A 14,891-nucleotide genomic window follows, 5' to 3' on the forward strand; every position below is an offset into this window, starting at 1 on the left:
AATTCGTCAGGATTTCTTCAACTTCGAGTTTTTGGCTGGCGCTTTGGTCGCGGCTGCCTTGGTAGTCGGGATTTTGGGCTCCGCAGGCTCCGCCGCGGCAATCGGTTCGGTAACGATAGCGCCCAGGGACTTGGCAGGTTTCTTAGGCGCTACCGCTTTCACCTTTACTTCCGTGGCCGAAGGAGTGGCCTCCTTTACCGGCTTGGCTGGCGCAGGTTTAGCCGCTTTGGCGGGAGCTGTGGTTTTTGCCGGAGCCTTCGCTGCCGCAGGTGCTTTTTCAGCTGTTTTGGCAGGTTTTGCGGGCGCTTTTACTTTGGCAGGCTCAGCAGGTTTGGCAGCGGGCGCCGGAGTTTCGGGTGCCGCTTCGGCTTGTGTTACTGCTGGAATACCATTGACTGCCTGATTAATGAATGTGCCCCAGGTAAGGTTAATCTGCCCCGGAACCTGTGATTTCGCCCTTTCGATGGCCATATTGGCCGCGGCTTCCACCACCCATTCAAAATTATCCCTGCCTACCGAGTAAATATCGGCATCGGGTGCAGGGTTGCAGAAGTCGATGGCATAAGGAATGCCGCCGCGCACGGCAAATTCTACCGTATTGAAATCATAGCCCAATGCGACATTCAGTTTCAATGTATAATCCTTAATCGTTTCGAGCAGTTTCTCGCGCTCTTCGCCCTGGGCTTTCAAATCGGCGGCATAGCGTAAGTGGTGCGGGTTGCGGGGTTCGTACGGCATTACCAGTACGTCCTTCTGGCCGATGCAATAGCAGCGCACGTAATCGTCGAACACGATTTCTTCCTGCAACATCATTACCAACTGGCCTGTTTCCTCGTGTTTGATCCACATATCCTGCGGGTTCACCACGCGGTATACGCTCTTCCAGCCGCCGCCGTCGTGCGGCTTCATGTACGCCGGGAAGCCCACATATTGAAATATCTCTTCCCAGGCCATCGGGAATGCGAGGTTGCGAAACGAGGTTTCAGTGGTATTGTCAGGACGTTGTTTGGAAGGCAACAGTACCGTTTTTGGCACAGGTATGCCCAGTTTTTCCGCCAACGCATTGTTGAAGAATTTCTCGTCGGCGCTCCACCAGAACGGGTTATTGATCACGGCAGTGCCAGTCAACGCGGCATTCTTCAAAAAGGAACGGTAAAAAGGCACGTCCTGCGAAATGCGGTCGATGATCACGGCATATTCGTTCGGGGCGGCTTGTATAACTTTATCGATGGTGACGGCTTCTGCAATAATGCCGTCTTCACCTTTGCTGTTGACTCTTTCGATAAACGCGTTCGGGAAGGTGTTTTCCATTCCAAACAGGATTCCAATCTTTTTCATATTCAGGTTTTGAGTTGTGTTCTTGACTATTGCAATACAATGCGCGACAGGTAATCGGGAAACATTTTGTTCCAGAGCGGCCAGTCGTGCTTTTCCCAGCCGCGGATATCGAGCCAGTGTTCAATGCCGTTGTTGTTGAGGATGTTGGACATCCGCAGGTTGCTATCCAGGCAAATATCCCAGTCGGAAGTGCCCAGTACGATTTTCATATGGCCGAACCGCCAGCCCTGCTCATTGGGCATAAAATCGACGGGATTATTGAAATACACCGTGTCATCATAAAAGCCGTTCAGAAAACCGCGGATATCGAACGCGCCGCTCATGCTTACAAGGTAAGCCACCTGGTCGGGATGGCGGAAGGCGAAATTAGCGGCATGGAAACCGCCAAAACTGCAACCCGCGACGCCGATCTTGCCAACATTGCATTCGTTCCTTATATAAGGTACGAGCTCGTTGGTCAGGAACTTGTCGTATTGAATGTGGTTCTTGACGCGGTACTCCGGGTTGAGATGCTTCCCGTACCACGAATCGGCATCGATCGTGTCAACGCAGTAGATCTTGTACTTGCCGGACTCCACCAGCCATCGTACGGATTCAATCAGTCCCATATCCTTGGCCTGGTAGTACCGGCCAAGCGTCGTCGGGAAGAGCAAAATAGGATAGCCCCAGCTGCCGAAAACAAGCATCTCCACGTCCTTGTCGAGATGATGAGAGTAGTATTTAATGTGCTTCTCTTCCAAACAAAGACGGTTTATAGTTGATAAATGAAATATACAAAACAAATCATAGGAAGCAAATTATTAACTTTCGGGTTTTATTTTCATCCATAGCCGAGCATTTGCAGTGAATCCAGCCAAGCCTTCCGTTCCCGTAATACCCGTTGAAATAGCCTTGCATTCAGCCTCCCTCGGGCGGGATGTGACTGTGACGGTATTGCTTCCGCCGGGCTTTTCGGCCTCGGAAACCTATCCGCTGGTGCTTTTTAATGATGGTCAGGATTTTGAAGCATTGCAAATGGCGGAAACTGCGGCTGTATTGCAATCTGCGGGAAGGATCGCTGCGTGCGTGATCGCGGGTATACACGCTAACGACGCACGCATATACGAGTATGGGACCGCACGCCAGCCCGACTATGCAGGCCGCGGCGACAAGGCGGGCCTTACCACATCATTTGTTTTGGAAGAACTGGTGCCGTACCTGGCAGATCATTATCGTACCGTAACCACAGGCATTACCTATGCGGGTTTCTCGCTGGGAGGGTTAATGGCGCTGGATGCGGTTTGGAACTACCCGGCTGTATTTTCGAACGCGGGCATCTTCTCGGGCTCGCTTTGGTGGCGGCAAAGAGCGTTGAATGAGGGGTATGCCGAAAGCGACCGGATTATGCACCGGCAAATACGCGATACCGAACATACCGCACCGCTGAACTTCTGGTTTCAATGCGGGACCTGGGACGAGTACGACGACCGTGACGGCGATGGCGTGATCGATTCTATTCAGGATACGCTGGAATGCATTGCCGAGCTGGAACGGAAAGGGTATGGCTGGGGCCGGGAGATTCGCTACGTGGAGGTGAAAGAAGGAATGCACAATCCCGGTACATGGGCAAAGGCCCTCCCTGATTTTCTTGTGTGGGTATCAGGAAGGGCCGGGACGCACTAGGCTATTTCCGCCAGAAAGGCCATCGTGTCGATGCCATCGGCGTAATCCGAAAGGCCGGGCGCTTGTGCGGCGCCGAATGGTAATGCTTCCGGTAAAAGCAGTTGCGGGCTAGCCACTACGCATTGGATCTTTTCCTCCGATTCCCGCAATAATGCTTTTAGCTCTTCAATCGAATCGTAAGGCTGGTAATGCAGCACGCTGATGGGCGAAACCAGGGCTTCGCTCTCGGTCGCGAGCAAAAAGCCGTTGTCCGAATGCGCGATGCGGTTTACGAGGTAAATAGATTTGTTGTACTCGTAATTGTTGAAATACTTGTGGTGGTGCACGTAGTCGTCCGTCATCTCTTCGATCGCCTGGTAAAACCCGGTAAAATCATATCCCGACGGAACAAATACCTTGGAGACATTGCGGCAGCCAAGCCCGAAGTATTGCAGGATATCAGTCGCTAACGCCCGGAGTTCCTCACGTGTTTCATTTCCTGTGAGCGCTGCCACCGAAGTCCGGTTTTTGCGTATAATGTTCGGCTTTTTGGCAAAATAATAGTGGAAATAGCGGGCCGTATTGTCGCTCCCGGTAGCGATGTAGGCGTCGGAGTCATTCAACCTTTCCACAAAGTGAATGTATTCCTTGAACTCCGGCTCGATTTCGATCAGCTGAGCGAGCAGGGCACGGATCAGCAGCGGGTCGTCGGAGCTGGGTTTGGCAAGTAACACATGTCCGCTCACGAGCACGCAAAGGGCGTCGTGGAAGCCCACTGCCGGAATGTTACCGGCCATTACCACACCTATTTTACGCGATTGTGCGGGTTCTGGGTAGCTTTCGGCCCAGCTTTTCAGCTTTTCCTCATTCAAATAATGTTCGGCAATCGCGTTTAGCGACAGCCTCACATTGGTGGGGGTAAACCAGTTGTTCCTGCTTTTGGCGCCCGCAACCCATTCCGCGATCGTTTCCTCGTTTGCCGCGTCGCCGATGAACTGGCCCAGACGGATGAATGCATTTATTCTCCGAATTCTTGATATCATTCTACTCTGACTCTAAAAAGTTAAATGGCAAGTGCCGTTTTTATTTTTCTGATTGTTGGGAAACTATAAATAGTTATATTTGTTACCCAATACAGAAGAATAGCAACAAATATAAACAATCCGGCGACTATGGCTATAATGATAACCGATGAATGCATAAATTGTGGGGCGTGTGAGCCAGAATGCCCGAATACAGCAATTTATGAGGGAGGTGTAGAATGGACTTGGGGAGATGGAACGAGTTTAGATGAAGTGGACTTCGGTGATGGCACCATCGTAAGTGGCAAAGAAAAGCAGTCCCCTGTTTCCGACGAATTTTACTATATAGTTACAGATAAATGTACCGAGTGCGTTGGTTTCCATGAAGAGCCTCAATGCGCCGCTGTTTGCCCGGTAGATTGCTGCGTGCCCGATCCCGACAACGAGGAGGAGGAAGAAACACTGCTTGCCAAAAAAGCATGGATGCACGGTGAATAAGCCCTGCTGAACATAAAAAATGCAAAGCCTGCTACACAGCAGGCTTTTTTTGTGCCCATCCGGTTCTGGAAATGGCATTATAATAATAAAATTTCTTAATAATTACAACGGGTTATTTTGAAGAAAATTCTGTTTTGTGGTGCATATGCAGAATTTTCCATTTTTATCAAAAATTGTGATTTTGACTATTTTGTGTTTCAAAAACGATAAAAAACATGATAAAAATCAGAAAATTGGATTTTTTGATATAAATTTCACCTATATTATTTGATAAATATAATTTAAGTACAATATTTGATCCAGTAATGCAGCCGGAGAGTAATATTAACTTAAACAGAATATAATTATGAAAAAAGTCTATTGCACAGTATTATCTTTGATGGTTCCTTTTTTGGGTTTTGCGAAGTCGGAAGAAGATAAAAAGGCAGTGAAGGCCGATACTGCGGTGGTAACAGAGGCTAAGGACGAGGAGGAGGCCAAAGGAGCGTTCGCTTTCTCAGGCTATCTGGATTCCTATTACATGGCTAATTTCAACAAACCTGCATCCCGCTCCAATATGGGTGCCACCAACGCACGGGTGTTCGACCAGAAATCAGGCCAGTTCTCGCTGGGTTTGGTTCAGGCGAAAGTTGCTTATACCAACGCCAAGTCGGAAGCAGTTGTTGACCTTACTTTTGGACCTAACGCCAATTTAGGTAACTATGGCAATGCGTTGTTCAACACTGCGCTCGCTATCAAGCAGGCATATTTTACATACAAATTCACCGACAAGTTCTCGATGACAGCAGGACAGTTCGGAACGCATATCGGGTATGAAGTGATCGACGCACCGGCCAACTTCAACTACTCGCTTTCTAACCTGTTCAACAACGGACCTTTCTACCATGCCGGTTTGAAAGCGACCTACGCATTCTCCGACAAAGCATCTTTGATGGTGGGTGTTGTGAACAACGTGGATGGTCTGGGCGACAACAACCGCGCGAAAGGCATTATCAGCCAGCTGTACTTCAAGCCGGTTAACAACTGGAACGTTTACCTGAACTATATCGGAAGCAACGAAGCGAATACGGATTCACTGGGCAAGCAGCCGGATGGTTTTTACCAGGTGTTCGACATTACGACGAGCTTCCAGGTAACTGAAAAGTTCCTCCTGGGTCTGAATGCCGCATACGGATCTCAAAAAGGGGACTATCAAGGCCTGGGTGGTCCGGTTGATACCGAATCATGGGGTGGTTTTGCAGTGTATGCCAACACGGCTATCACAGATAACTTCGGAATCGGTGCACGCTACGAGTATTTCAACAACGACAATGGTGTGCGCGGTTTGCTGACTCCTGCCGGCACAGGTACCAAAGTGAACTCGGTTACACTGACAGGTAATATCAATCTCGCGGACGGACACATTCTGGTTAAACCTGAGTTCCGCCTCGACGCATATCCTAAGCAAAAAGGCGGCGAAGCGCAGCAGTTCCAGGATTCAGACGGCGGATGGACTAAAAACAGCCAAACCACTTTCGGACTCGCATTCATTTACAAATTCTGATACAACAGCATTTCACACGAATACCTTCTTAATCTAATACAATAACAATAATTTACTACAATGGAAAAACGTAACTTTATCCCACTGATTATCCTCCTGGTAATCAGCATCCTCGGTGCCTTCGTCCCCAATGTTCCGACACAGATTGTGACGGAGGGCATCAATTCCGGCGATACCGCATGGATGCTGGTATCATCCGCGTTGGTATTGCTTATGACCCCCGGTCTTGCGTACTTCTACGGAGGAATGGTCAACACCAAAAACGTCATTTCCACGATGCTCCAGAGCTTCATCGCAATGGGAGTAATCAGTGTGGTGTGGGTAGTTTGCGGTTTCAGTCTTGCGTTTGGTGAGGATATCGGTGGTTTCATCGGCAATCCAACCACGCACTTTATGTTCAAAGGTGTATTGGACGGCCCGATTTGGGGAACCATTCCTTTCGCTTTGTTCGCAATGTTCCAGTTGAAGTTCGCGGTAATCACTCCTGCGCTTGTAACCGGCTCGATGGCTGAGCGTATCAACTTCCGCTCTTACGTTCTTTTCATTATCCTTTTCTGTGTGTTTATCTACACTCCGCTTTGCCACATGACATGGCATGCAGACGGTATCCTTTTCAAAATGGGGGTACTTGACTTCGCCGGTGGTACTGTTGTTCACATGTCGGCCGGTTGGGCTGCATTCGCTGGTGCATTGTACCTGAAACGCCGCAAGTCGCTCCTCGAAGATCACGTGCTTCCTCCTGCAAACATTCCATTCGTATTGTTGGGTACAGGTTTGCTTTGGTTCGGATGGTTTGGTTTCAACGCCGGTTCTGCTCTGACAGCCTCTCCATTGGCGGTTTCAGCTTTCGCTACTACTAACACTGCTGCCGGTGCTGCTGGTTTGGCCTGGGTTCTTTTCGATGCTGCAAGAGGCAAAAAAGTTTCTGCACTTGGTTTCTGTATCGGTGCCGTAGTTGGTTTGGTTGCTATCACACCTGCTGCTGGTTTCGTAACGGTTCCTGCATCGTTGTTCATCGGTACTATCGCTGCGATCACTTCTAACTACATCGCTCACCTGCGTACACGCTCTACTTTGGACGATACACTCGACGTATTCCCTTGCCACGGTGTAGGTGGTATGGTAGGTATGCTCATGACCGGTATCTTCGCAACGAGCGGTGTTAACTCACTGGTAGTAGACCAAGGTCTTGCATTCGGCGAAACCAAACTGTTCATCAACCACGTAATTGCCCTGGTAGGTGTATCGGTATTCGCATTCGTTGGTTCCTTCCTGCTGCTTAAAATCACTGACCTGATCCTGCCACTTCGCGTATCTGAGCAAGATGAGAAAGCAGGTCTCGATGTGAGCCAGCACGACGAATTTCTTGTAGAGGCTTAATCTAAACTATAAGAATAAATGAAGAAGCCCGGCCAAATGGTCGGGCTTTCTGTTTTTCCAGATTCTAAAATTCCGAGATCCCTTTCTCCCTAAATCCCCGGGTGAAAACCCGGGGCAAAGGATTTTTTTTAGTCCCTTGCCGTCGACTTAAGTCGACGGTACTAGAATAGATTTTAGATTGAAAATTGATTCTTGAATTCTAGTGAATCAATATTTCTTCTTGAATTTCGGTAACTTCCATCAATCCCTCCGCATTAATGTGATCATACCGCACTTCCTTGGTCTCATTAATCAGTAACGGATCATATTTCACGGCCACGCGCACGTAGTTGCCTGTAAACCCGAGCATTTGCCCATTTTGCACTTCATCTTCAAAAAGCACTTTCCCTTCCTTTCCGATCTGGCTTTCATAGAAGAACCGTTTCTTTTTATCTGAAAGAATATGCAGCATTTTAGAGCGCTCGGCCCGTTCCGCTTTCGGAACAACAGGCCGAATGGCTAATGCGGTAGTGTTTTCCCTTTCTGAATAGGTAAACACATGCAAGTAGGAAACTTCCAGCTCATTCAAAAAGTGGTAAGTTTCTTCGAAAAGCTCTTTTGTTTCGCCGGCATGGCCTACGATCACGTCCACACCAATGCAGCAATCCGGCATCAGCGATTTGATTTTCGCGACGCGTTCGGCGTATAATTCGCGTTTGTAGCGGCGCTTCATCAGACCCAGGACTTTGTTGGACCCCGATTGCAACGGAATATGGAAATGCGGGGCAAAACGTTTGGATTGCGCTACAAATTCGATGATCTCGTCGGTAAGCAGGTTGGGTTCGATGGAAGAAATTCGGAAGCGTTCGATGCCTTCCACTTCGTCCAATGCTTTGATCAGGTCGAGGAAAGTTTCTTCGCGAACGCCATTCCGCAGACCGAAATCACCGATGTTTACACCTGTGAGTACGATTTCCTTCACATCACGCGCGGCGATGTCGCGGGCTGCCTTCACGATATTTTCGATACTGTCGGACCGGCTCTTCCCGCGTGCGAGCGGGATCGTGCAATAAGCGCAGGGGTAGTCGCAGCCGTCCTGCACTTTCAGGAACGTGCGGGTGCGGTCGTTGAGCGAGTAGGAGGTGTGGTATTCCACCGCATTGTCGATCGTCGAGGCGATTACCTGTGCAGGCTGGCCGGATGGTGCTTTTTCAAAGGTGTCGATCAGTTCCACCAACCGGAATTTTTCGGCAGCACCCAAAACGGCGTCCACGCCCGGTATTTCCGAAATCTCTTTCGGTTTCAGCTGCGCATAGCAACCGATGATCGCCACGTAACCGTCGGCATTGATCTTCTGGGCCTCGCGCACGATTTTGCGGCATTTCTTGTCCGCATTTTCGGTGACCGAGCAGGTGTTGATGATAAAAATATCCGGGTTTTCGTTGAATTCCACTTTGGTATAACCCTTATCCTCGAACATCCGTCCGATAGAAGAGCTTTCGGAGTAATTCAGCTTGCACCCTAATGTATAGAAAGCGACTTTTTTCATTGTTTTTAAATATCCTGCAAAATTACACCTTTATTATCAACGCTTTAAATAATCTCCAAAAGAAGATTGCAGGTAAGCCTTGCTAAGGTCTTCTTCCTGTGGTAATAAAGCGCCGCTTTTCTCGGTGATATTCCCTCCGATGTTGTCCCTGACAATAAAGCCGTCGGGACGCATCCAGCCGAGGCCATTGTTGAAGGCGAAGTAGGCAAAATCCTGCCGACCCTTTTTGAAAATGTCGTTACTCCATGCAAAAGTTCCGGAAGGAAGGTGCATTTGGTTCAAAATGGTAGCGGCGAGATCTGTTTGCGATGCGAGCGTGTCTACGCGCGAAGGCTCGGTCGCGAGCGCGCCGCCGAGCCAAAGCATCGGAATATGGAACTCCGAAGGCTTGTCTTTCCGTGTCTCGGGCAACGGGTGGCCATGGTCGGCGATGATGACCACGAGCGTGTTTTTCCACCATGGCTTGGTTTGGGCCTCGCGGAGGAATGCACCGAGGGACTCGTCGGTATAATGCAATGCGTTCAGGAACAAGTGCTCGGGATCGTTGCCGGCAATGACGGTTTTAGTGGGCACTTCGAATGGTTCATGACTGCTTAATGTAAACATCGTGGTGAAAAACGGCTGCTTTTCCTGGTCGAGGTCATGCATTAACCGTTTGAAAACCACATGATCGTGCGCGCCCCATTTAGAATTCATGTCTTTGGAATCGAAATCGTTGATATCGACGATCCGGTCGAAACCCTGTTGGAGGAAATAGGATTTCATATTGGCAAACTCGGTTTCGCCCCCGTAGTAGAAGGATGTTTGCCAGCCGTTGGTTTTGAAAATCGTTGGCAGCGACGGCAGCGAGGCGGTTTTTTTGGGTATTTTAATGATGGAAGTGGTAGGCTGGGCCGGGTAACCACTCAGAATGGCCACCATTCCTTTGTCGCTGCGGTTACCGCTTGCATATACATTAGTAAAGAGAAGGCCTTCTTTCGCAATCTGATCAAATTGCGGGGTGATGTTTTTTAAACCACCGAGTGAGCCCACGGCCTTTGCTGTGAAACTCTCCCAGATAATCACCAGCACATTTTTCTTGCCCACCGTGTCGATAACCTGTTGCGTTCCGCCAATGCGGCTGTAAAGGCTTGTTACCTTCCTGCTTGCCTCGGTGTCATCCGCATATTTGAACGGATTCTCATCGGAATAGGCCTCATTCAATACCGAGCGCATGTAGTTCCAGGGCACATTCACAGCCGCATAGTTCGCGAAGCTCTTATCGCTGAAAAACACCGCGCTCTCATTCATCGGCGCCAGTTGGAAGCCGCCGCGGATCGGAACGATGAGGCTACCGGCAATGACGAGAAAGAGTGGTATCGTGTATAGTAGCGGCGATGGCCGGAATGAGGCGGTAGTGCGCCGGATAATAGTTTGCAATACCCGGTTGATGAGGAAAATCAATACAATCAGCAGCAGAATCAACTGCCACACCGGGGCCGCGCCCATCGAAGCGAATGCTTCGGCCGGTGTTTCGAGGTAATGCAGGGAGGTAGCGTCGATGCGGAAGCCCCAGGCGCGGAACAGTTCGAGGTCAACGACCGTGAGCAGGGTGATCAGCGACACGATAATAGCGGTGTAAACCGATAGCGTCTTCCGGTACCAGTCCCAACGCTGACCGGTGAACATCAGTAATAATGTAGGAATTGCCAGTATATAGCTTGCGAAGGAAATATCCATCGGCAGGCCATGGCCAGCGCTTGCTACCCACAGCGAAGAGGGAAGTTCGAGTGCTTTTTTATAATGATATGCCAGGAAAATAACCCGGAAAAACTGGAAGATTAGGACCCAGGCCAGCCCGTACAAGGCAACAAATTCAAGTCTTTTACGCATTGGTATCTTTGAACAATTTGCAAAGTTCTTAAAAATGCGCTAACCTGTGGTAACCGTTGGACAGCTAATGTGAAAATCTGGAAAGGTTTTGTGGTTCGTATCGGTAAATAAATAATTTTGGGGAGAATTAATATAAATCAATAAATACATGACGTTTCGTTCCAAAGCTTTTGAGATCGCGCAAGGCCGCGTCTCGCCTGTTTTGACCCCTCCCACAGAAAAAGTAGCCGACCTTTATGGCAGCAATACATTCAGTGATGATGTGATGAAGACCCTGCTTTCGGCAGAGGCATATACCAAGATTTCCAATTCGATCCGCTCCGGTTCGACGATCGACCGGGAAGTAGCCGAAGAAGTGGCAGCAGCCATGAAATCTTGGGCCATTTCCAAAGGCGCGACCCACTATACGCACTGGTTCCAGCCATTGACGGGAACAACCGCCGAGAAACACGACTCGTTTTTTGACCTTACAATAGATGGAAAAGCGGTAGAGAAATTCAAAGGCAGCGCGTTGGTGCAGCAGGAGCCGGATGCTTCCTCGTTCCCGAGCGGAGGCTTGCGCGCGACATTCGAGGCGCGGGGCTATACGGGCTGGGATCCGAGCTCGCCGGCGTTTTTGATGGACAATGGCGCAGGTGGTAAGACCTTGTGTATCCCGTCCGTATTCATTTCCTACAATGGTGAGGCGCTGGATTACAAAGCGCCGCTTTTGCGCTCGCTCATGACGCTCGACAAAGCCGCGACCGGCGTTTGCCAGTTTTTCAACCGCGATGTTTCCAAGGTTACGCCTACGCTCGGAATCGAGCAGGAGTATTTTCTGGTTGATAAGGCATTGTATTACGCCCGCCCCGATTTGCTGATGGCAGGCCGGACGGTTTTCGGGCATAACCCGGCCCGCGGCCAGCAGCTCGACGACCACTATTTTGGGTCCATTTCACCGCGTGTGAATGCGTTCATGGTAGATTTTGAGTTCGAAGCATTGAAATTGGGTATTCCGGTTCGTACCCGCCACAACGAGGTAGCGCCCGGCCAGTTCGAATGTGCGCCGACTTTTGAAGAGGTGAATCTGGCCATCGACCACAATGCATTGCTGATGGATTTAATGCAGAAGATCGGTGACAAGCATAACTTCCAGGTACTTTTTCACGAAAAGCCGTTTGCGGGCATTAACGGAAGCGGAAAGCACAACAACTGGTCGCTTTCGACGGATACGGGCATTAACCTGCTTGCTCCGACCTCAAAGCCGAAAGAAAACCTGCGCTTCCTGACGTTCCTGATGAATGTCGTGAAAGCTGTGCACGATCATGCCGATTTGCTGCGCGCGTCCATCTCGTCCGCAGGTAACGAGCATCGCCTGGGCGCGAACGAGGCACCGCCGTCGATCGTATCGGTGTTCCTGGGAGGCGACCTTACCAACATGCTGGAAGAGCTCGTGAGCAAAGGAGAGATCACGCTTGAAAAAGGCGAGAACTTCTACTATAAACTGGGTATCTCCCGCATTCCGAACCTCCAACGCGACAATACCGACCGTAACCGCACGTCGCCATTCTGTTTTACCGGCAACAAATTCGAATACCGCGCTGTGGGGAGCTCTCAGAACAGCGCTTCGCCGATGATTATCCTGAATACGATCGTCGCAAATCAACTGCTCGAATTCAAACGCGAAATGGACGAGCGGCTGGCAGCAGGAGAAGAAAAGAAAGTGGCGACCGTGGAGATTCTGAAACGCTACTACCTCGAATCCAAAAACATCCTTTTTGAAGGAAACGGATATTCTGATGAATGGATCGAAGAAGCGGCAAAACGAGGATTGAGCAATATCCGCGAGACTTTCGATGCATTATATGCTTACAAAACAGATAAAACCGTTGCCGTTTTTGAAAGAACAGGCGTTTTGAGCTCACGCGAGCTGCACGCGCGTTACGAGATCGAGTTGGAAAATTATGTAAAGAAATTGCAGATCGAGTCGCGCGTGATCGGCGACCTGGCATTGAACCACATCGTGTCTACGGTGGTGAAGTACCAGTTCAAACTCGCGCAAACGGCCCGCTCGCTGACCGACCTCGAAATGCTCGAAGAAGCCGAGCCGATCAAGGAAATTATCCGCGACATTTCTTCGCACGTGGTGGTGATCAAGAAGCTGGTGCATGAAATGACCGAAAGCCGCAAGAAGGCTAACAATATCGAAGAGCTTTTCGAGCGTGCGAAATGCTATGGTTCGGAGGTGAAGGGGCATTTTGACGAGATCCGTTATCACGTCGATAAACTGGAATTGTTGATCGATGATGAGGACTGGCCATTGGCTAAGTACCGCGAAATGCTATTTTTGGAGTAGTTTTACAATTGAATCAAACAACAGAAGAATATGAATCCCGGATTTGATCCAGAAGAAATCGCGCAGCTCAAAGCCGAATGCAAGGCCGAAAATTCGAACTTTATATATGTAGAGGACGAATTTGAGGATGAAGGCGACAATAACGAGCATGCACACGTGCAGTTTGTCGGTACTTACAAAGATCAGGAAGTCATTTACGACGCGCTGGTTTACACTTTGCGCCTGCACCACTCAACGCTCGTATATGACGAGGCGCTGGAACGGTTGAAAAAGGAAATGCCGGGTTATTTGTCGCCGGATGAGCGCCCGGCCAACTACAAGATATCCGATGAGCAGGAAGACGAAGCAGAATTGCTGTTGACCGAGTTCATCGAGGAAATCGAAGAAGGAGAGGAGATTACCGTCCGCGAGCATATCGAAATAGACGATCAGTTTGAATACGGCGTGGGGCTGGAAGTGGGTTTGAATAAAACGGAGATCGACGAAGAAGTGATCAGCGACTTTATAAAGGCTTACACCGCAGGTAATGTACAACTTGATCCGACCTTGTACTCGTTCACCGGTAGTGAAGAGGAAGATTGATCAAACAGGATAGCAACAGGAAAGCGTCTTTTAACCGAAGGCGCTTTTTTTATGCATGATCAGTTTTGACAAACAAAAAACGGCCACCTTTTGGGATGGCCGTTTTGCAAAATATGTCGTTCTGCGGATTAGATAGCAGATTTAACAGTCTTGATGATACGAGCTGCCACTTTGTAAGGATCAGCAGCAGAGTTTGGACGACGGTCTTCAAGGTATCCGCTCCATCCTTTTTGAGGAACCATAACTGGGATACGGATAGAAGCACCACGGTCGGAAACGCCGTAGCTGAAATCGTGGATAGAAGCAGTTTCGTGCTTTCCTGTCAGACGGAGGTGGTTGTCAGCACCGTAAACTTCGATGTGCTCTTTCACTACCGGACGAAATGCTTCGCAAATTTTATCGAAAGTAGCTTTGCTGCCAGCAGTTCTCAAAACACCGTTTGAGAAGTTAGCGTGCATACCTGAACCGTTCCAGTCAAGATCGCCAAGCGGCTTGCAGTGCCAGTTGATAGATACACCGTATTTCTCACCGATTCTTTCGAGGAGGTAGCGGCCCAACCAGATTTGGTCACCAGCTTCTTTCGCACCTTTTGCGAAGATCTGGAATTCCCACTGACCAGCAGCAACTTCTGCATTGATACCTTCTACGTTCAGGCCTGCATCGAGGCAAACGTCAAGGTGCTCTTCGATGATCTCACGACCGAAAGCGTTTTTCGCGCCTACTGAGCAGTAGTATGGTCCTTGTGGAGCTGGGTAGCCATTTGCAGGGAAGCCCAGGGGTTTGTTGGTTTCGTTATCCCAAAGGAAATATTCTTGTTCAAATCCGAACCAGAAGTCGTTATCGTCGTCTTCGATAGTTGCGCGACCGTTTGATTCGTGAGGAGTTCCGTCAGCGTTCAATACCTCGCACATTACCAGGTAGCCATTCTTACGCTGTGGATCAGGAATAATGTAAACCGGTTTCAGCAAACAGTCGGAAGAACCGCCGGGAGCCTGCTCAGTTGACGAGCCATCAAACGACCACATTGCGCAATCTTCCAGTTTTCCACTAAAATCGTTTTCAATTTTGGTTTTGCTGCGTAAACTTTGGGTCGGCTTGTAGCCATCCAACCAAATATATTCCAGCTTGGACTTTGACATAATAGTACTAGAT

Annotated in this window: 12 protein-coding genes; 6 read left to right on the forward strand and 6 right to left on the reverse strand. The window is 49.4% G+C overall.

Annotation, left to right across the window (positions count from 1 at the left end):
• Positions 1–6: 6 nt before the first annotated feature.
• The gene (locus tag J2Y43_RS18110) at positions 7–1,338 is read right to left on the reverse strand and encodes a glutathione synthase (RefSeq protein ID WP_309985252.1); all 1,332 of its coding nucleotides are present in this window, start codon (positions 1,336–1,338) and stop codon (positions 7–9) included.
• A gap of 26 nt (positions 1,339–1,364) precedes the next feature.
• A complete protein-coding gene (locus tag J2Y43_RS18115) occupies positions 1,365–2,078 on the reverse strand; it encodes an alpha/beta fold hydrolase (protein WP_309985254.1) in 714 nt (237 codons plus the stop codon).
• 151 nt (positions 2,079–2,229) lie between these two features.
• Between J2Y43_RS18115 and J2Y43_RS18120 the strand changes: the two genes are divergently transcribed.
• The gene (locus tag J2Y43_RS18120) at positions 2,230–3,000 is read left to right on the forward strand and encodes an alpha/beta hydrolase-fold protein (protein ID WP_309985256.1); all 771 of its coding nucleotides are present in this window, start codon (positions 2,230–2,232) and stop codon (positions 2,998–3,000) included.
• Here the strand turns inward: J2Y43_RS18120 and J2Y43_RS18125 are convergent.
• The gene (locus J2Y43_RS18125) at positions 2,997–4,022 is read right to left on the reverse strand and encodes an acyl-CoA reductase (protein ID WP_309985258.1); all 1,026 of its coding nucleotides are present in this window, start codon (positions 4,020–4,022) and stop codon (positions 2,997–2,999) included. The two genes, J2Y43_RS18120 and J2Y43_RS18125, sit on opposite strands and share 4 nt — an antisense overlap.
• Positions 4,023–4,151: 129 nt before the next feature.
• On the opposite strand from J2Y43_RS18125, the gene J2Y43_RS18130 reads away from it, so the two are divergent.
• The 3 genes from J2Y43_RS18130 (at position 4,152) to J2Y43_RS18140 (ending at position 7,422) form a co-directional block, all read left to right on the forward strand.
• Positions 4,152–4,499 (forward strand): 4Fe-4S binding protein, encoded by a 348-nt coding sequence (locus J2Y43_RS18130; protein WP_083769031.1) that lies wholly within the window; start codon positions 4,152–4,154, stop codon positions 4,497–4,499.
• A 346-nt stretch (positions 4,500–4,845) separates the two neighbouring features.
• Entirely contained in the window at positions 4,846–6,042 is a 1,197-nt protein-coding gene (locus J2Y43_RS18135) for a porin (protein ID WP_409014446.1), read from the forward strand.
• Between the two features lie 60 nt (positions 6,043–6,102).
• Positions 6,103–7,422, forward strand: coding sequence for an ammonium transporter (locus J2Y43_RS18140; protein ID WP_309985261.1), 1,320 nt, complete (start codon positions 6,103–6,105; stop codon positions 7,420–7,422).
• A 199-nt stretch (positions 7,423–7,621) separates the two neighbouring features.
• Here J2Y43_RS18140 and mtaB read toward each other — a convergent pair whose 3' ends face one another.
• Both mtaB and J2Y43_RS18150 read right to left on the reverse strand, forming a co-directional pair.
• Positions 7,622–8,950: a tRNA (N(6)-L-threonylcarbamoyladenosine(37)-C(2))-methylthiotransferase MtaB gene (gene mtaB / locus J2Y43_RS18145; RefSeq protein WP_309985264.1), complete on the reverse strand. Its 1,329-nt coding sequence runs from the start codon at positions 8,948–8,950 to the stop codon at positions 7,622–7,624.
• A 36-nt stretch (positions 8,951–8,986) separates the two neighbouring features.
• On the reverse strand, positions 8,987–10,822 hold the full coding sequence (locus J2Y43_RS18150; protein WP_309985267.1) for an LTA synthase family protein: 1,836 nt from the start codon (positions 10,820–10,822) through the stop codon (positions 8,987–8,989).
• A 148-nt stretch (positions 10,823–10,970) separates the two neighbouring features.
• Between J2Y43_RS18150 and J2Y43_RS18155 the strand changes: the two genes are divergently transcribed.
• Entirely contained in the window at positions 10,971–13,157 is a 2,187-nt protein-coding gene (locus tag J2Y43_RS18155; protein WP_309985269.1) for a glutamine synthetase III, read from the forward strand.
• 30 nt (positions 13,158–13,187) lie between these two features.
• Entirely contained in the window at positions 13,188–13,739 is a 552-nt protein-coding gene (locus J2Y43_RS18160) for a hypothetical protein (RefSeq protein ID WP_309985271.1), read from the forward strand.
• 128 nt (positions 13,740–13,867) lie between these two features.
• On the opposite strand, the gene J2Y43_RS18165 is transcribed toward J2Y43_RS18160, so the two are convergent.
• A complete protein-coding gene (locus J2Y43_RS18165) occupies positions 13,868–14,878 on the reverse strand; it encodes a glutamine synthetase beta-grasp domain-containing protein (protein ID WP_309985273.1) in 1,011 nt (336 codons plus the stop codon).
• Positions 14,879–14,891: the final 13 nt, after the last annotated feature.

Origin of the sequence: Dyadobacter sp. BE31 (genome assembly GCF_031457695.1) — a bacterium.
GTDB lineage: Bacteria > Bacteroidota > Bacteroidia > Cytophagales > Spirosomataceae > Dyadobacter.

Coding starts and splice junctions, on each gene's coding strand:
- J2Y43_RS18110 (WP_309985252.1), bottom strand. CDS start 1,338: ATGAAAAAGATTGGAATCCTGTTTGGAATGGAAAACACCTTCCCGAAC.
- J2Y43_RS18125 (WP_309985258.1), bottom strand. CDS start 4,022: ATGATATCAAGAATTCGGAGAATAAATGCATTCATCCGTCTGGGCCAG.
- J2Y43_RS18130 (WP_083769031.1), top strand. CDS start 4,152: ATGGCTATAATGATAACCGATGAATGCATAAATTGTGGGGCGTGTGAG.
- J2Y43_RS18135 (WP_409014446.1), top strand. CDS start 4,846: ATGAAAAAAGTCTATTGCACAGTATTATCTTTGATGGTTCCTTTTTTG.
- J2Y43_RS18140 (WP_309985261.1), top strand. CDS start 6,103: ATGGAAAAACGTAACTTTATCCCACTGATTATCCTCCTGGTAATCAGC.
- mtaB (WP_309985264.1), bottom strand. CDS start 8,950: ATGAAAAAAGTCGCTTTCTATACATTAGGGTGCAAGCTGAATTACTCC.
- J2Y43_RS18150 (WP_309985267.1), bottom strand. CDS start 10,822: ATGCGTAAAAGACTTGAATTTGTTGCCTTGTACGGGCTGGCCTGGGTC.
- J2Y43_RS18155 (WP_309985269.1), top strand. CDS start 10,971: ATGACGTTTCGTTCCAAAGCTTTTGAGATCGCGCAAGGCCGCGTCTCG.
- J2Y43_RS18160 (WP_309985271.1), top strand. CDS start 13,188: ATGAATCCCGGATTTGATCCAGAAGAAATCGCGCAGCTCAAAGCCGAA.
- J2Y43_RS18165 (WP_309985273.1), bottom strand. CDS start 14,878: ATGTCAAAGTCCAAGCTGGAATATATTTGGTTGGATGGCTACAAGCCG.